Genomic DNA, 17,215 nt, shown 5'->3' on the forward strand with positions numbered 1-17,215 from the left:
TGGACGGCTTAAACACCGTTGCCGAATTTGGTCATGGTCCGCTTTCAGGACCAGAATGAGCGCCCAACGGGCGCCTTACGATCTTGGAAGCAGATGAATATCCGCGCAGGCGGCGCTTCGCCCCCTCACGGCGGCAGGGCCCCTCAGGGGAGGCCCAGGATGAAGCGCCGATTGGGTGAACGGATAGGGCGCGCGTTCCGGGGATAGAGCGAGGTAAAGCGCTTGATGTCCGCTGGGTCGACCTCAACCGGTTCCGTGGCCACCATCCAGTCGACGTTTTCGGTGCATGGCGGCGTCGTCAAAGATCCTTCATATGTCCAGTAGCCAAGCGAAGCCGGCAGAAGCCCGTTCGGGTCGACCTCGTCGACTGCTGCCTCTTCGCCTGATGTTGCGGGAAATGCTGCAGCAAGCCTGGCAAAGCTGGCATTTGTGGCGCCTGGCGCTAGAAAAACGCCCAGCACACCCAGAGTGTCGCTGTCGGTGTCCTTATGGACAAAATGCGCTTCCATCGGGAAGCTCTTGCCCGCGACGTGGTGCTCGCTTGGCGCATGGAAATGGAACTGGAGCAGCTCATAGACACGATCCCCTCGAGTGAGCGTGCTGCCTTGCGGCAGGTTGATCTGAATGGTGTGGCCGTTGTTCACCATCCTGCCGCCGCCCCTGTGCCAACCTATGGCGATGCGCGGAATATCCGCTTTGACCGCGCCTTTGATATCGACCGGCGATTGCTGTGTGCCCGCCGAGCAGACGAAATTTCTCTTATCCAGATCGCCCCAGTGTTCGGGCCCGGCCGGGCCGGCATATCCCCAATGGGTGCTCGCCGCCCCCGCGGCATCAGCGCAAATGGGACACGCGCCGAGTGCAACGAACCCTTTGATCAGATTTCGACGATGCATATTGCTTTCGCTCCTGGACGTGAATCGAGTTTATTATTTGCGGTTGGCATGGCGGGAACTGCGGTCGCAACCACCTGATGTGGCAGCATGATAGCAACTAGGCCGAACAACTCGGCATACGACCAGCGCACCACGCAGCGCTTCAATGCGGCGTTAGACGACATCCTTGTCGGGACCGCCGCTGAGCTTGTCATTGTCCTCACCGACGGTATGCGGTTTGTAGCGGCCATTCTCACCTGGTCCGAGCTATCTGCGCCGAATACGTGGTTGTTGCTTCCACGACCACCGGTTGCCTGGTATTCCGATCGCATCCTCGGCCTCGTGACGCCTTCATATTCATCATCCGTCGACCAGAAAAATCGATTGCTTCAATTACGAACATTCACGTTTTGGATGCATTCACGCGCAATGCGCGGTACTGAGCGCCTCACTCCGGTGGGCTATTGAACCTTCGCCCTCTCAAGCAGCTCAGGGCCGCCCCGTGTCGAAGCTGTTGGCGGCGAGTCTCGATGCGGCACCCGTGACCGCATCAAGCGAGCACCCTGCCATCATCGCCTCGGAGCGCACGATCCAGTCGCGGATGTTGTGGATGTTGCGCCCGGTCGAGAGGTCCATTACCGTATCGGCGCCCCAGCGGATCGCCCACACCATCTTCTCGACCTCTTCGGCCATCGACGAGGTGACGGCGGAGTTGCCGATATTGGCGTTGATCTTGACCAGGAAGTTGCGGCCGATGATCATCGGCTCGCTTTCCGGGTGGTTAATGTTGGACGGGATGATGGCGCGGCCGCGCGCCACCTCGTCGCGCACGAATTCCGGCGTGACGAAGTCAGGGATCGCGGCGCCGAAGCTTTCGCCACGTTGAAGTTCGACGGAACTGCTCACGGCCGAGGTTCTTGCGGATGGCGACGAACTCCATCTCAGGCGTGATGGGCCGGCGCGCGCCTAGGCGATCTGTCACGGCCTTGCCGGACTTCGCTCGCAGCGGCCGGTTGCGGATCGGAAATTTCCGCCGTCAGGCGTTTCCCCGTCGCGAATCCATTGTCCTCCGGCCTGATATGGCGGCCGTCATAGGCCTCGACGTCGCCGCGACGCCATGATCCATTCCTGGCGTAGGCGGGCAAGGCCCATTTCGATGCAGATTCGCAGCCGGGTCGTTGTAGGCCGGACGGATCGTAAACGGCGACGGGCGGCTCGCCGGCCGTCGGATGGAGGGAGATCTCGCGCATCGGCACCCTGATGTGCGGGTGGATGGCACCGGGCTTGTGGATTTTCGCGAGGCGGGCAGTGGTCCCGTTGACACGGCGGGGGTGAGTGCATTCATCACGAGGCTCCTTTGCTCATGCATTGGACACCCAGCTCTGTGCCGGAGGTATGAAAAGACGCTTTGGTCGCCCTGCTCGAAACAGGACCTCGGGCGTAAACTCCCGCAAAGCGCTTGCACCGTTCCTACGCCAGTATGAACTAAATCAGTTCAACGGGTCACTGCGCCGCGACCAGCAGTATCTCAGCCCCTAGCCCCTTGCCGGGACTCCCTGGTGACTGCCTCTGTTGGACATGCGGGCCCTATCTTGCCAAGCGCAGTGAAGAGGAATCGACACACGTAACCTCATCGATCATCAACGCTTCCAATCGTCATTAAAGCCCTTAGGCAAAATGCATCGCGACATTCCGGATCGCCTGGCTCAAAGACTAGTTGTCCGCCCGGCGGCACTGAAGCGCTCGATTGTATAGGGTTCGAGTGGTATTGGCGGATCACGCCCGGACAGCAGATCGCCAACCAGTTTGCCCGTGGTTGGGCCTTGTGTGAGGCCGAGGTGACCGTGCCCGAACGCATACAGAATGTGAGCATGGGTCGCGGAGCGGCTGATGACCGGCAAGGTATCCGGGGTCGCGGGCCGGTGGCCGCTCCACACCATGCCGCCGTGGCCATCCAGGGCCGGGAGATAAGCCTTTGCAAGCAAAATTCGGGCTGGCTCGCAATCCTCCGAACTCGGCCGCACCGCCGATGCGTAAACCGATAGAGAGAGGTGCCGCCACGAAGTGGCGCTCTGCAAAGATCATTGTCCGGTTGAGTTCGATCTGAGGTGCAGCGATTGTGGTGTTGTAGCCGCGCTCGCTTTCCAGCAGGGCATGGTCGCCAAGCTGGCGAGAAAGTTCTGCCGACCATGCGCCGGCGGCTACGACAATTTTGGATGCCTTCAAGACAGAGCTGTCGGCCAGGGTAACCGTGCCGCCCTCGGGACTTGAGGCGATACGAGAGACTTGGGCCGCAAGGACTCTCGCACCATTGGCCGCCAGCCAGGAGCGCAGACAACGACCACCCGCTTTGGGTCGGAAACGTGCGACCACTGAGGTGTTAAAATCGCGCGCTTGACCAGTGGGCCTAGCGCCGGCTCCAGTTCCCTGGCCTGGTCTCCCGATAGGTGACGAACCTCGATACCAAGCCTTTGCTTTGCTTCCCACCCGGGCGTGGCGGCATGCCAGCCTCTTTCGCTTTCGTAAACCGTGAGAGCGCCCTTGCGATGGAGGTGCCCGCTTAATCCAACATCTGCAAACAGAGGAACAAGGTCGCGGTAAACCCGATGGTTCAGCGCTGCAAGGGCTCGCGAAATCCGCTCCACCTCTGCCGGCGATCCTGCCTGCGCGAAGTGCCACAGCCATGGGAGCAGCCGCGGAATGTGTCATCCTCAATGACAATGGGCCAAGGGGATCAAGTATCCACCTAGGGACTCTTTTCCATAAACCGGGCACAGACGCTGGAAGTACCTCGGTAACAGCGATACATCCAGCATTGCCACAAGACGCTTTATCGCCTACCGGATCGCGATCCACGATCGTGACGTTAGCTCCGCGTTTTGTGGCATCGTAGGCCACACAGAGGCCCACAACCCCTGCGCCGACCACTATGATCGGACGGTTCGCAATTTCAGTCATGACTGAACAACCGTGAGCAAAACGGTGACAGATTGCGCTCGGCACCTCGGATGATCGGGACTAGTCGCGCAATCGACCACCGAGAGATTTTCATTCAATCAGAATGAGCGTTGGAAACTGAGGATGCCGCCGACGCAATCTTTTTTGTCAGCCTTCGTCCAATTCACGTTCGAAGGGTCGACCATGCCGATCCCGAAATTGCCGTAGTGGCCGTAGTCGATTTCGACCGTCGCCGTGAAACCGGCAACGAGCGTGTAGACGATGTTTGCGGCCACACCATAGTTCTTGAACTGACTGCCCGATACCTGAAGGTTGAACGAAGTTTTCTCGTCGAGTGCGTAAGTGGAGCCCGCCCAGAAAGCCCAGTTGCCGCTCCAAGTTTTGTAGAAGCCGCGACCGTGAGCGGCGATTGCATTGGTTGGATCATCGTTGGTAACGCCAATGGAGCCATAGCCAAACATTCCGAATAGCGACAGGTCATCTGTGACATTGACATCGACGCGGATCTTGCCGGCCAAAGCATCGTAGTTGCTGTCACGAGCGATTACGCTGGTGATCGCGCCCCAGCCCTGCGTTTGTTTTACGCCGAAGACGACGTGCGGGACATGGCTGTCAATAGTACCGACTACACCCGACCCTTGTTCAAGTGAAACCAGAGCCGAAAAGCCGTTATCGGCATCGAAGTAATACTGTGCCACGTTGGTATCGAAGTCGCCGTACGGAACGAGTACGTTGTTGAGGACGTTCCCTGCGTAGCCCGTAAGCGTGTCGAAGGCCGAATGGTCCTTACCAACTCGGAGGCCACCAAGCTGGACCCAGGCGTAAGTCAATTTGACGCCGCTGCTGAAGCCATAGTTCTGAGGACTGTCCGGGTATGGATAGGCGTTGCGGTTGCCGAAATTCACGCGGTTTTCAGTGTAGGTCTTCAGTGCGCCGAGTTCGGTCTCCTGGCGCGTCCAAGTTTTGAAGGTGAAACGCGTGTTGTTTCGCCAGGTTCCCTGAGCCTCGCCAGTTCTCACATCGGTGGTTCTTGCCCCGTCATACGATCGGACATCGCCGAGGCCGACCTCGTAACGGATGTAGCCCCCGATGCGCAGGCAGGTCTCGGTGTTGGGGATATGGAAGTAACCCAAACCGTAGACGTCGCAGACCTTGACGTATTCGGTCGGGTCCGGCGCAGAGACTTCCTCCGCCGCGCGAGCGACGGAAACGGAGATCAGAGCTGCAACTGAACCAAGAAGAAGGCTGGTTACCTTCTTTCCGGATCTATATCCAAAGGCTAAATGCGGCATCATAAAGATGACTTCCTGTGTAAAAGATGAGGCGCTCCAATGACGCGATACTTATGGAATAAACAACCGTGCTTGGAGGTCTGCTCCCGCACGGGGTGAGACTCGACGCCATGCTCAAGGAAGGCAGAACGCCTGTTGCGTTTCCCGCTGCGTTTCCACGCAGCTGTTCAGCCAAACACATTCATTTAGCAGTCAGCATTTCTGAACGAATTGCCATTATTTATCTCTGCTATTTGTTAGGTTGCCCGTCGGCTTCGATGCAGAGCAGCAAGGGACGTGCCATACTGAAGAGGTAGCTCGCGCGGACACTTAAGTGCCCGGCGCAACTTCGTCGGGCTCTCTTCTTTTTTGCTTTTGGGGGTCGGGGCAGAGCACGAAAAGCAGCGGTTTCGGACACGCTTCGTATGTTCGATATGTGACACTTTCGTTCGATGCCAGCAGCATTTTGTTCGCTGTGAAGCCTCGGCTGGAGATACCATGCTGCGTCCGCCGCTCGGCTGTCAGGCGGGAGCATCGCTGGCGCATCCGGATTGTGCCAAGCACGGCCCGTTTGCAGCGGCATAGACCAATCTCGGCGCAGGTCTCTGAGCCGCAATCCGCTGACTGAAGCGCACGTCGAAGGTGATGCTGATCGTCTTGTGCGCAGGCGGCGCGGGACACAGTGCCCTCCTTCTGTCAAGCGCCGCCTCGAGGCCCGCCGCGGCATGGATATTCGCGAGAGAGGGACGCACGCATAGCCTCGCGTACCGGTGATGCGGCCTTCGCGCTGCTCGAGTCGACCGGCGCGGCAGGTCCCAATGCACGATAGGGCCGCCTTCTCGATCACGTCACCTCGGAGGACGAGAAACGATTGTTGAGGCACGGGTTCGAGCTGCCTCAGTCGTTCGTTCGATCGAAAGCACTGTTTGCGGAGGACGCTCTCCATCATGCAGTGCCAGGAGACGCTGGCTGACTTCCTTATCCGCGGCCGTGAGCCGATGATTCAGGCGAAGAAAGTCCATCCAGGTTGGCGTGCGGAATGTCTCTGTCCAAATCGAAGGCGCTTGAAGATTGCGCTGGAGTGTCCAGTTTCGCGCCCCGGCACGGCTCTGAACATGGCGCCTTGCGCGCATGTACCCCAGAAAGGACTCGATATTCTCTTCGGATATAAGATACTCGACCTTGACCACTATGGGACCACTCCTGGGCTTCAACTCGAGTGCCAGCTCCGGCGGGTGAAAATCCGAACTCTCCTGATCCGTTTCCTCCCATGGACGGACCGGCAACACTATTCCCGCAGCTGCAACGAGCAACAGAGCGCCCGCGGCACTCTCCAAAGCCCAGCCCAAGGAGTAGTTCTGTGCGATGGTCCCCCAGATCCAGCTGCCGGCCGCCATCCCGCCTGCGCTCAAGGCGTAGTAGATCGATAGTGTGCGGCCCACCACCCACCTTGGGCTTGCCAGCTGAACCGACACGTCAATGCCCGTCCAGGTGATAAGCCAACCCGCGCCACCAAGTGCCAGCGAAATGGCCGCCATAGTGACTGACGATGTCAGGGCAAGGGAAAGGCAACATGCTGAACAAGCAACAGAGGCGAACGACACCAGCCTGTCTTGAGACGTGATCCGCCTTAGAAAGCTATTGCTCATGCCGGCCATGAAAGCACCCATGCCGAAGCCCGCCAGCAAGATGCCGTAGATGATTGGGCCGCTTTTCAGCTGATCCCGGACGACTAGCGGGAGCAGCGCAAGGATGGAGATGCTTGCCAACCCGAAAAGGGCTGCACGGGCAATCGCTGCCCTGATTTCCAACGACATGAGCGTGAAGCGCACTCCGTCATGAATTGCCATCGTCATTCGCTCACGCGGGAGAGGTGACGTGCGAACATCCCATGTAGTGCGCCATATTGCGGTTAGCGGCGCCAGGTCGCTCAGCGCTGCCAATGCGAAAGCGGCCAGCGGTCCAAAAAATGCCAAGACCACGCCACCCAAAGCCGGACCAACGCTGCGCACAATGTTGTATCCGACAGACATAAGCGTCACCGCGGCCGGGATGTCGCGCTTGTGAAGGATATCGCCAACGGAAGCGTGCCAGGCCGGATCATTCAAGGCAAAGCCGCAGCCGGCCAGGAACCCTAATCCGAGAATTAGCCAGGGACCGGCAAATCCCAGGCCCACGGAAATCATCAGCGTCGTTGACGCCAATGCTATCAGGCAGTGCCCCGCAAACATCACCCATCGGCGGCTGAAGTTGTCGGCGATGGCTCCGGCCAAGATCGAGAGAAAGAACACCGGCAACGTCGATGCGGCCTGCACGAGTGCGACCATAAGATCCGAAGCGGAAATCGTGGCCATCAGCCAACTGATGGCGACCGTTTGCACGAGCCATCCGAGGCTGGATATTTGCGTGGCCGTCCAGATCGAGCGAAACACCTGGTTTCGAAATGGAGCGAGCGTTGTTGAGACAGGCAGATGAGCATTTTTTTCGGACTGCATGACGATTGACGCCTTCCAGCGGCCGCTTATCCATTCACGACTGCCCTACCGCCGTTACGATGTTGATCAATGGATCAGAAGGGCCGACCTATCGATTAGTGACTTCATCGCAATGAGGAGGGCGCGCATGAGCTCAGATAAATCCGCTTTCCTGGACTGGCGCCAACCACTTCTCGCCCAACAAGGAAGCCTCGCCGATCATCCCTGCTCGACAAGAACCGTCTGCAGGGTGATCGCTCTTGTTCACCGAGCCAGCGCCCATGTGACTTGCCGGCGTGTAATTTTTCGCATTGGGTGGTCCGTGTTGCTAGTGTCATTCGTGACCAATCCTGTTCATGGCCGTCGTACCGCTAAATTCCGAGGATGAGCGCGCCTCCGGTGAGGCCGGAGCCCGCCGCCGCAAGGAGAACCTTTTCGCCCGCCCGAAACGGCTGCGTTTGATGGGCGAGCGACAGCGAGAGCGGGATGGTCGCGGCGGAAGAGTTGCCGTACTCGCCGATCGTCTTGACGATTACTTGATCCGCTATTGCGAGGTTCCGTCCGACGGCATCGAAAATCCGGGCGTTGGCCTGATGTGGCACGAACCGATCGATGTCCTGCGGCCGCATTCGGGCAGCGGTGAGTGCGTCTTGCGAGCATGCGGTCATCATCTCCACGGCCTTAGCAAATACTTCGCCGCCGTCGGCGATCGTCATACGCGTTTGCACAAGGTCGAGGCCACCATGGAACGGTCTGTTGCTTCCTCCGGCGGGTATCTGGATCAGCCCGTAGCGCGAGCCGTCCGAATCCACGGCGGCGGCAAGAATGCCTTGGTCAGTATCCTTGCACGGACCAATCACCACGGCGCCGGCGGCATCGGCAAACAGCACGGCGCTGGCGCGCTCGGCAGGATTGATGCGGCGGCTGAGGATATTGGCGGCGATGACCAGGGTCGCTTTGCAATGGACGCGGGTGAATCCGTCGGCGAACATCAAGGCATAGATGAAGCCGGCGCAGGCGCCCGTGAGGTCAACCGCACCGGCGCGGCCGAGTCCGAGCCGATGTGCGACCAGGGGCGCGCTTGGCGGCAGAAGATGGTCCGGCGTCGAGGTGGCAAGCAACAGCAGACCGATGTCGCTGCGGTCGATGCCGGCGTTCGCCAGCGCCATCTCGCCGGCAGAGGCGGCAAGGCCCGACAGCGTGTCTTCGTCCGCTGCCCAAAAGCGCGACCGAATCCCGGTGCGCCGCTCGATCCAGCCGGGTTCAAGCCCGAGACTGTTTTCGATTTCCGGGTTCTCGACCTTGCGCGCTGGTGCATGATGACCAAACCCGAGAAGGCGCGACGACCTGTTCACGGATTAGAACCGAAGCGCTCGCCGGCCTCCTCGATCGCGTTGTAGAGCCCGTCCAGTTCGTTGCCAGTGACGCAATAGGGCGGCAGGAGATAGAGCACATTGCCGAGCGGGCGCACGAGCAGGCCGCGGTCGAGGAAGAATGTTCGCAGCCTGGGCCCAATCTCAGCCAGATAGCCGGCGGAGCCGGTGCGTAGGTCGAGGGCCGCGATCGTGCCGGTCGCCCGGCTGTCGGCGAAGTAGGGATTGTCCCCAAAGCGCCGAACCCCGGCGGCCTGTCTCGCGCTCAGGGCCGCGATACGCTCGGCCACCGGCTCGTCACGCCAGATCTCGACATTGGCAAGTGCGGCCGCGCAGGCGATCGGATTGGCGGTATAGGAGCTCGAATGAAAGAAGGTCTTCTGCCGGTCTGTCGAATAGTGAGCCTGGAAGATGGCGTCGGTGGCGAGCGTGGCCGCCAGCGGGATGACACCACCGGTCAAGCCCTTCGAGGTGCACAGGACATCAGGAGAGATGTTCGCCTGCTCGCAGGCAAACATGGTTCCGGTGCGTCCCCAGCCGGTCATCACCTCGTCGGCGATCAGCAGCGTGCCGGAGGCGTCAGCGATCCTCTTCAATTCGCTGAGAACCCAGGCCGGGTACATCAGCATGCCGCCGGCGCCGAGCACGAGCGGCTCGACGATCAGCGCAGCTGCGCGCTGGTCGCGCGAGCCTGCTTCGAAACGATCCAGGGTCTCCTGCTCACGCCCTGCGGCCGGGAAGGGGATGGTGTCGACCTCGAACAGCAAGGGCTCGTAGGCGGCGTTGAATACACTGCGGGCGCCGACGCTCATCGTGCCGATCGTGTCGCCATGGTAGCTATGCTCCATGACGACGATGCGCGAGCGCGGCGCGCCGATGTTACGGAAATAGCCGAGCGCCATCTTCAATGCGACTTCGACGGCGGTCGAACCGCTGTCGGAATAGAACACCCAGTCGAGGCCGGTAGGAGCAAGGCCGACGAGCGCTTCGGCCAGCCTTTCGGCCGGCTGGTGGGTGAAGCCGGCAAAGATGATCTGGTCAAGGCTTGACGCGGTCGTCTCGATGGCCTTCGTGATGCGGGGATGGCGATGCCCATGCGTAACGACCCACCAGGAAGAAATCGCATCCAGGATGCGCGCGCCGTCGGCCTTGTGGAGATAGGCGCCTTCGGTCAGTACGATTTCAGGGGTGGCTGGTTCAAGCGCGTGCTGGGTGAACGGATGCCAGACATGGGACCCCAGCATCATTCGCCTCCGGCGATCAGGGCAACGTCGAAGCCGGCAACCATCGCGTCTCTCAGCGTTTCACCCGTCAGTGGATGGAGGTGTGGCAGCCTGCCGAGCTGTTGCACGCCCCCCAACTCCACGATTGTCCTTTGGGTATCGGCCACCTCTTCGCCGATGAAGGCGATGCCGAGGAGCGGGATGGAACGGGCCCGCAGCGCTTCTATCGAGAGCAAGGTGTGGTTGATCGTGCCGAGCGCGGTGCCGGCGCACAGAATGACCGGTAGCCCCCACTGCGCGAATATATCGATGAACATTGTCTGTCGATCGAGCGGCACCATCAGCCCGCCGGCGCCTTCGATTACGAGCGGTGTCGGTAAAACCGGAAAGGCAAGATCCGCCGCTTCGATGGCGACACCATCGATCTCGGCCGAGCGATGCGGCGAGAGCGGGCTTTTCAGGCGATAGGCCTCCGGCAGGACGCGCCCCGCGGGCAGGCCGGAAAGCCGGGCAATGACCTCGCTGTCGGTCTCCTCGTCGAGGCCCGATTGCACCGGCTTCCAGTAGAAGCCGTCAAGCAAGCCGGCGATTCCCGCCGAAAACACCGTCTTGCCAATTCCGGTGCCTGTTCCGGTGACGACGAGGCGCTTGGTCATGCCGCCGCCAACACCTCGACGAGCGCCTCGACCATTGCGCAAATCTCGGCTTCGCCGACGTTGAGCGTCAGCGAAATGCGCAGGCGCGATGTACCCTCGGGCACGGTCGGCGGACGAATGCCGCGGATGTCGAAGCCGCGCCCCTGCAAGGCTGCCGCCACCGCCATCGTGCGTGCGACGTCGCCGATGACAAACGGCTGGATCTGCGAGCCGCTGGGCGTCACGCCGCACTGCTCGGCCAATTGCCGGCCTGCGAAGGAAATGCGCTCGCGCAACTGAGCGCGGCGCGCGGGCTCGTCTGACAGGATGGCGAGCGCTTCGCGCGCCGCGACCGCCATCAGGGGCGACGGTGCAGTGGCGTAGATGAATGGCCGGCACCGGTTGACGAGATAGTCGCACAGCGTTCGCGGTCCTGTGACGAGCGCGCCGTACGCGCCGAGTGCTTTGCCGCATGTGTGGAGCGCGACAATGTTGTCGCGGCCCTGGAACGCAGCGGCCAGTCCCCGGCCATCTGGCCCCCAGACGCCGGTGGCATGGGCCTCATCGACAATAAGGAATGTCTCGTGCCGATCGGCAAGCTCGATGAGGCTCTCCATCGGCACACGGTCGCCATCCATGCTGTAGAGGCTTTCGACCGCGATCCAGACGCGCCCCATGCCGCCTTCGGAGCGCCAACTGGTGATCGCATCCTCGACCGCATCGACGTCGTTGTGTGCGGCCAGCTTGAACTCGGCGCGTCCGGCCCGCGCGCCCTCATGCATGCTCGCATGGGCGAGCTCGTCGAGGATCAACAGATCGCCCTTCTGCGGCAGCGTGCTCGGCAGTGCAAAGTTGGCGATGTAGCCGCTGCCGAAGAACAACGCGCGTTCGGTCCCGAAGAATGCCGCCGCGTCCGCCTCCAGTGCCTCGTGTTCGGGTGCATTGCCGCGCAATAGCCGCGATCCGGTAGCGCCTACCTGAGTACCCCTTCCGATCGCCCCTGCGACAGCATCGCCAAGTCTCCTGGAGGCGGCAAGTCCGAGATAGTCGTTCGAGGAGAAATCGAGACCGGTGCGGGACGAAAGCGTCCGCAGCCGATCCTTGCGCGCCAACCCCTGCAGGGTCGCCTCAAAGCGGGCAAGCGGCGGCTCGTTCATTTGGCCTCACATTCCATCGGCTCGATGCCGAGACGGTGAAATAGAAGCCTGTCCTTGTCCTCGCCGGGATTGAGCGCCGTCAACAGCGTGGCCCCGACGAAGATCGAGTTGGCGCCGGCAAAAAAGCACAGCGCCTGCGTCTCGTCGGTCATGGCGGTGCGACCGGCGGAGAGCCTTACATAGGACTTCGGCATCAAGATGCGGGCGAGCGCAATGGTACGGACGAACTCGATCGGATCGATGGGTTTGGCCTGGCCGAGCGGCGTGCCATCGATCGGGATCAGCATGTTGATCGGCACGCTTTCGGGCGGCTCAGGCAGATTTGCGAGCGTAATCAGCATGTCGATGCGGTCGGCCTTTTCCTCTCCCATTCCGACAATGCCCCCACAGCAGACCTTCATGCCGGCCTCGCGCACGTGCTCAAGCGTTTCCAGCCGGTCGGCGAAGGTCCTGGTCGAGACGACCTCACCGTGACGGCGCTCGGAGGTGTCGATGTTGTGGTTGTAGTAGTCGAGGCCTGCCTGCTTCAGACGGGTGGCCTGCTCAAGATCGAGCATGCCGAGAGTCATGCAAGTTTCCATGCCGAGCGCCTTGACACCCTCGACCATCGCGACGACCGCGTCCATGTCGCGCGCCTTGGGGCTGCGCCAGGCTGCGCCCATGCAATAGCGCGTGGCGCCGGCCTCGCGCGCCTTGGCCGCCTCGGCGATGACACGCTCGACCTCCATCAGCTTCGACGCTTTCAGGCCAGTTCCGTGATGCGCAGACTGGCTGCAATAGCCGCAATCCTCCGGACAGCCGCCGGTCTTGATGCTCAGCAGCCGGCTGAGCTGCACCCGGTTCCGATCGAAGTTCTGCCGATGGATGGTCTGGGCCAGGAAGAGCAGGTCGTTGAACGGCATGCTGTAGATAGCCTCGGCCTCTTTGCGGTTCCATCGCGCCAGCGCTCCGTCCATGGGATCCAGGGCTTTGTTCATCCCCACCTCTTTCCAATCGTCATCGTCAAAAATCAAATGCGCCTGGACCGCAGCGCGTTCAGGGCGGCCCCAACGGGGTACAGGGGTCTGCGCCTGCGGCTCCAAGGCTGCTAGCTCTTCCTTTTTCGTTTCCATCAGTTCAGGCTGCAGCCGTGCCCATCGGCCGGCATATCCAGGCCGATGTCGAGAATTGGTGCGCTGTGTGTCAGCCATCCGACAGAGATGAGATCTACTCCGGTCGCCGCGATTGCCGGGGCGGTGATCGGTGTCACCCGACCGGAAGCCTCGGTGATGACGCGGCCATCGACCATCGCCACCCCGCGCGCAAGATCTTCGACCGACATATTGTCGAGCAGCACTGCGTCGATTCCCAGCGCGAGCGCTATATCGAGTTGCTCCAGCGTGTCGACCTCGACCTCGATTTTCACCATATGGCCCGCTGCGGCGCGCGCGCGCTCTATTGCCGTGCGAATGTCGCCGGCGATGGCAATGTGGTTGTCCTTGATCAGCACGGCGTCATCGAGCCCGAAACGGTGATTGGCGCCGCCCCCGACACGCACGGCGTATTTCTCAAGGGCGCGCAAACCGGGCGTCGTTTTTCTTGTGCATACGATCTTTGCCTTATGGCCACGCACAGCCTCGACCATCGCGGCTGTGGCCGTGGCAATGCCGCTCAGGCGGCAAAGGAAGTTAAGCGCCGTGCGCTCGGCCGTGAGCAGGCCACGGGCCGGTCCGCACAGCTTGGCAATGATCTCGCCGGCCGCGACATCGCTGCCGTCGGGGCGCCAGATTTGCATTTGGATCGCAGGCTCGACGAGCAGCAGGGCGAATGCAACCAGATCGAGGCCGGCGATGATTCCCGTTTGGCGGGACTTAAGCATCAAAGTGGCAGTGCAATCATGCGGGATCACCGAATCGCTGGTCAGGTCGCCGCATCTGCCCAGGTCTTCCAGGAGCGCACAGCGCACGATCGGTTCAATCAGGGTCGAGGGAAGGGGTGCGAAAGGTTTCATATCAGGTGCCCGTGTCCGTGCCTGCCACCCAATTGCGAGTGCGCCCCGAACTGCGGCGCGCAGTGTCAGCCGGGCGAGGCACGCCTCTGCATCGCGCCAGGGAAATAAGTGCGGGAGTTCGAACCAGGGCTCTCTTAGTCAGCCACACGGTGAAAGATTTCGGCGTCTGGTTATTGAGCGCCCGGATGATCGCATTGCGCTCGCGCTTCAGTGCGAGGATCGCTTCAATGTCGTCGGTGAAAGCCGACCATTCGACTGGCGGGATCACCCGCCTGACGCGCTCATTTAGGGACGAGGCGATAGGTAACGCCCCAGTCATCAGCGCCTCCCATTATATTCGATCTGACAATAAGGGGAATATTTCTAGCTTGACTATAAGCTATGTCAAGCCCGAGACATTGGCAATTTTGTCCCGGCGAAAGCTCTTTCATCGAGCACGGCACGGCGGAAGCGATAGAGCTTTGCGGGCCGCCCACCCGTATCGACTGAAGTGTCGCCAGTCTCCTCGACCAGCTCTTGTTGCTCAACAAGCCTGCGGAAGTTCGGCTTGTCGATCAGTCTGCCAGCCAATGCTTCCACCGTCCTCTGCAGCTGGAGCAGCGTGAAAGTCGGTCTCATGAGCTCGAATACGACTGGCCGGTATTTGATCTTGGAGCGCAACCGCGTAACGCCTGTCGCCAGGATGCGGCGATGATCAGCGACCATCGCCTTGCCTGAGACGGCCGCAGGCGGAGGCGCAGCCTTCCCGTCGCTAGCCTCTTCGACCAATCCTGCTTCGTAGAGCAACTCATAGCGTTGGAGCGTGAGCTCCTCGTTCCAATGGCGGTCGTCAAAGCCGAAGGCGATCGCCACCCTCTGCCGGCGTTCGCGCTGCCTGGCCGGATCGTCAGCGCCGTCTGCCCATTCAATCAAGCGCGCTCGCAGAACATCCAGGCCCACCGGCGGCGAGCCGGAGCGGTGATCCTCCCATGGAAAATATTCGTACCAGCTTTGCCAGCCGCACGTGGATGGTGCGGCCGTCGCCTGTTCCTTCCGGGTGAGTGCGAGATAGCTGATCGAGATGACGCGCTGCTGGCGCTGGGGGCCGACACGGTCCCGATCGGCGAACGTGTAGAGTTGCTCGATGTATCCAAGGGGATGGCCTGTTTGCTGTTCGACCCACCCCCTCAAACCGGATTGCGGCGATCGGTGCTCGAGCGCAAATGGTCCGGAGGGCAAGGTGTCCGCCTGACCGATTGTGAGAAGACAGGGCTCACCGTCATTTACGGCGACGACCACCGCGATCAGGTCCACTTTGGCTTCGTCGGCCTTATCGTCAGCTCTGTCTTTCCCGCGTCGTCTCCGTTGATCATTCATATTCGCGAACTTGGTCGGCCCCCCAGCTCGGCGACTCTAATCGATTTAGTGTAAGCGTGACTGCCTGCACGTCAACACCCCCACAGCTGGAGAGTATTTTTATCTGTTCGCATTGCGCCACCGGATATCCGCTCACGGAAAGGCCAGGCCCCCCTCGTTCGCCTCACTGCCTATACGACCCCCGTCGCCAGGACGGCCGATCGACACTGGCGTGGCGCGACTGACTGCTTCCCGCCAGTGGAAAATGACTCCTTTTGTCGGATAGCTGTAAAGGTCCACAGGCTGCATCAATGTCGGCTTTGCTCTTCAATGGCGGGAACATATCCTGCCCGGAGGCGAGAAATGATGCAGCTGATAACACCTGAACTCTACGGCCAATTTCCAAACGAGCTCAAAGAAATGCACGGGGTCAGGCATCGGGTCTTCAAGGAAAGGCTGGATTGGGAAGTTGAGACAGAAAGCGAGATGGAAACAGACGCATTTGACAGCCTGAACCCTGTCTATCTGCTTCTCAAGGGATCCGACTGGCGAATTTGCGGTTGCGTCCGTCTTCTGCCGACTACCGGACCGACAATGTTGCGCGACACATTTCCGATGCTGCTGGGTGAGACTGCGGCGCCCGCGAGTGCCTGGATTTGGGAGAGCAGTCGTTTCGCACTCGATCTGCCTCCATCAGCGCCTAAGGCTGGTGGACTGGCGCAAGCAACCTACGAACTGTTCGCCGGCATGATGGAATTTGGCTTGGCGAACAATCTCACCCGGATTGTAACTGTGACCGATACACGCATGGAACGGATCCTGCGTCTTGCAACGTGGCCGTTGTCGCGCATCGGACAGCCAAAGCCGGTCGGTAACACGGAGGCCGTCGCCGGCTTTCTCGAGATTTCCCACGCTAGCCTCTTGCGCATCCGCTGGAAGGGACGTCTGAACGGACCGGTGTTATGGCAACCGGTTTTCGGCCTGTCGGCATAGGCCTAACGATGCTCAGCCTGACCAATACTCCTGGCCGCGGGCGCTACGGACTGTCGGTATGCTGACCAGACTGGCGTAGACGCGGAGGTACGACCTTCTGGTCAATTCATCGACCGGTGAATGGTGGCTCCGACAGGGCCAGGGAGCTGTCACCACGGCTTTGGATTCAGCGCTAAGCAGCCTCGAATTCCTGCTCAAGAGGTTCGGTGATGAGCAAGCCGCCGGTATCGCGCAGCGACTGGTACAGCAGATCAGGCCAACTTAGGCAGGAAGGATCTTCGGACTTGATCAGAACCAGTTGAACCGCCATATACCGGTCCGGCCGCCAGTCAGGTGGCCCATGGACGAGACCGAACCGGTCGAATTGATGTCCATTTATTCGACTTGCTACGAGCGCCAACTCGGGTGGAACTCTCCGAGCTGACAGGCGCCTCTGCTCTCCTTCGAGGTGATGTATGAAAGATCCGCGCATTCCCGAGCCAGTCTTGAAGGCTGTGTTGGGGGGAACCCACATCATCCGTGCTTATCGTGAGCACCTTGGATATTCCGTCGACGACCTGGCGGTGGCGTGCGGCCTGGCCGCTGAGGAAATCCTGAACATTGAGTCCGGTCTGAGATACAACAAGGGTTATCGAGATCGGATCGCGAAATCGCTGTCCCTACCTTTGGGAATTCTTGAGGCGGACATACTGGACGCGGCCTAATCAGGGGAAGACTTGTTGCCCGTTAGGTCTGTGGGAGCAGGTCGCGTACGAACCAACTGAATTGGTGTTCCGATGGCGACAGGATAATAACAGAACGGAACCACCGATGCCTGTTTCCCTCCCAAGCTATCACTGCTGATCGTCAATTCTAGACGACGGGCACCCACGGTTAATGGCGCTTTCGCCGAAGCGCCGGCCTCGCCCCAAGGAGTAGCGCTGAGCGCTCA

At 60.7% G+C, this 17,215-nt stretch carries 16 protein-coding genes, 4 pseudogenes and 1 riboswitch; of the genes and pseudogenes, 3 read left to right on the plus strand and 17 right to left on the minus strand.

Going from position 1 to position 17,215, the window contains the following annotated elements:
- Positions 1-143: 143 nt before the first annotated feature.
- Complete coding sequence (locus tag CK220_RS27410) at positions 144-896, minus strand: carbonic anhydrase (protein WP_095814519.1); 753 nt, start codon at positions 894-896, stop codon at positions 144-146.
- An 87-nt stretch (positions 897-983) separates the two neighbouring features.
- Between CK220_RS27410 and CK220_RS31665 the strand changes: the two genes are divergently transcribed.
- A complete protein-coding gene (locus tag CK220_RS31665) occupies positions 984-1,343 on the plus strand; it encodes a hypothetical protein (protein WP_141245241.1) in 360 nt (119 codons plus the stop codon).
- Between the two features lie 111 nt (positions 1,344-1,454).
- On the opposite strand, the pseudogene CK220_RS27415 reads toward CK220_RS31665, so the two are convergent.
- From CK220_RS27415 to CK220_RS27470, 15 genes and pseudogenes are all read right to left on the minus strand, one after another.
- Positions 1,455-2,220: pseudogene (locus CK220_RS27415) on the minus strand (phosphomethylpyrimidine synthase ThiC); the annotation flags it as partial.
- Between the two features lie 104 nt (positions 2,221-2,324).
- Positions 2,325-2,443, minus strand: a riboswitch (TPP riboswitch).
- A 138-nt stretch (positions 2,444-2,581) separates the two neighbouring features.
- Entirely contained in the window at positions 2,582-2,815 is a 234-nt protein-coding gene (locus CK220_RS32945; protein ID WP_348629679.1) for an FAD-binding oxidoreductase, read from the minus strand.
- Between the two features lie 124 nt (positions 2,816-2,939).
- Positions 2,940-3,209: pseudogene (locus tag CK220_RS32950) on the minus strand (FAD-dependent oxidoreductase); the annotation flags it as partial.
- A complete protein-coding gene (locus tag CK220_RS32955; RefSeq protein ID WP_348629678.1) occupies positions 3,098-3,520 on the minus strand; it encodes an FAD-dependent oxidoreductase in 423 nt (140 codons plus the stop codon). The pseudogene CK220_RS32950 and the gene CK220_RS32955, both read right to left, overlap by 112 nt.
- A gap of 208 nt (positions 3,521-3,728) precedes the next feature.
- A pseudogene (locus tag CK220_RS32960) lies at positions 3,729-3,833 on the minus strand (FAD-dependent oxidoreductase); the annotation flags it as partial.
- Between the two features lie 98 nt (positions 3,834-3,931).
- Positions 3,932-5,128 carry a porin gene (locus tag CK220_RS27425; protein WP_245429419.1) on the minus strand — a complete coding sequence of 399 codons (1,197 nt, stop codon included), beginning with the start codon at positions 5,126-5,128 and terminating at the stop codon, positions 3,932-3,934.
- Between the two features lie 824 nt (positions 5,129-5,952).
- Positions 5,953-7,599, minus strand: a complete 1,647-nt coding sequence (locus CK220_RS27430) for an MFS transporter (protein WP_095814520.1) — start codon at positions 7,597-7,599, stop codon at positions 5,953-5,955.
- Positions 7,600-7,949: 350 nt separating this feature from the next.
- On the minus strand, positions 7,950-8,933 hold the full coding sequence (locus tag CK220_RS27435) for a beta-ketoacyl-ACP synthase III (protein ID WP_095814521.1): 984 nt from the start codon (positions 8,931-8,933) through the stop codon (positions 7,950-7,952).
- The gene (locus CK220_RS27440; protein WP_095814561.1) at positions 8,930-10,195 is read right to left on the minus strand and encodes an adenosylmethionine--8-amino-7-oxononanoate transaminase; all 1,266 of its coding nucleotides are present in this window, start codon (positions 10,193-10,195) and stop codon (positions 8,930-8,932) included. The genes CK220_RS27435 and CK220_RS27440 overlap by 4 nt, the downstream gene beginning before the upstream one ends.
- Entirely contained in the window at positions 10,195-10,830 is a 636-nt protein-coding gene (gene bioD, locus CK220_RS27445) for a dethiobiotin synthase (RefSeq protein ID WP_095814522.1), read from the minus strand. The genes CK220_RS27440 and bioD overlap by 1 nt, the downstream gene beginning before the upstream one ends.
- On the minus strand, positions 10,827-11,966 hold the full coding sequence (locus tag CK220_RS27450; RefSeq protein WP_095814523.1) for an 8-amino-7-oxononanoate synthase: 1,140 nt from the start codon (positions 11,964-11,966) through the stop codon (positions 10,827-10,829). The genes bioD and CK220_RS27450 overlap by 4 nt, the downstream gene beginning before the upstream one ends.
- Positions 11,963-12,943 (minus strand): biotin synthase BioB, encoded by a 981-nt coding sequence (gene bioB, locus CK220_RS27455; protein ID WP_095814524.1) that lies wholly within the window; start codon positions 12,941-12,943, stop codon positions 11,963-11,965. Before bioB ends, CK220_RS27450 begins: the two co-directional genes overlap by 4 nt.
- A gap of 134 nt (positions 12,944-13,077) precedes the next feature.
- Positions 13,078-13,956 carry a carboxylating nicotinate-nucleotide diphosphorylase gene (gene nadC / locus CK220_RS27460; protein ID WP_095814525.1) on the minus strand — a complete coding sequence of 293 codons (879 nt, stop codon included), beginning with the start codon at positions 13,954-13,956 and terminating at the stop codon, positions 13,078-13,080.
- A gap of 151 nt (positions 13,957-14,107) precedes the next feature.
- Positions 14,108-14,275: pseudogene (locus CK220_RS32640) on the minus strand (quinolinate synthase NadA); the annotation flags it as partial.
- A gap of 65 nt (positions 14,276-14,340) precedes the next feature.
- On the minus strand, positions 14,341-15,312 hold the full coding sequence (locus CK220_RS27470; protein ID WP_095814526.1) for a hypothetical protein: 972 nt from the start codon (positions 15,310-15,312) through the stop codon (positions 14,341-14,343).
- 342 nt (positions 15,313-15,654) lie between these two features.
- On the opposite strand from CK220_RS27470, the gene CK220_RS27475 reads away from it, so the two are divergent.
- Positions 15,655-16,284 (plus strand): acyl-homoserine-lactone synthase, encoded by a 630-nt coding sequence (locus tag CK220_RS27475; protein ID WP_095814527.1) that lies wholly within the window; start codon positions 15,655-15,657, stop codon positions 16,282-16,284.
- Positions 16,285-16,456: 172 nt separating this feature from the next.
- Here CK220_RS27475 and CK220_RS32135 read toward each other — a convergent pair whose 3' ends face one another.
- Positions 16,457-16,594 carry a hypothetical protein gene (locus CK220_RS32135; protein ID WP_176479232.1) on the minus strand — a complete coding sequence of 46 codons (138 nt, stop codon included), beginning with the start codon at positions 16,592-16,594 and terminating at the stop codon, positions 16,457-16,459.
- A gap of 145 nt (positions 16,595-16,739) precedes the next feature.
- On the opposite strand from CK220_RS32135, the gene CK220_RS27480 reads away from it, so the two are divergent.
- Positions 16,740-16,988: a helix-turn-helix transcriptional regulator gene (locus CK220_RS27480; RefSeq protein WP_095814528.1), complete on the plus strand. Its 249-nt coding sequence runs from the start codon at positions 16,740-16,742 to the stop codon at positions 16,986-16,988.
- Positions 16,989-17,215 lie beyond the last annotated feature (227 nt).

This window comes from Mesorhizobium sp. WSM3860 (assembly GCF_002294995.1).
In the GTDB taxonomy this organism is placed as follows: Bacteria; Pseudomonadota; Alphaproteobacteria; order Rhizobiales; family Rhizobiaceae; genus Mesorhizobium.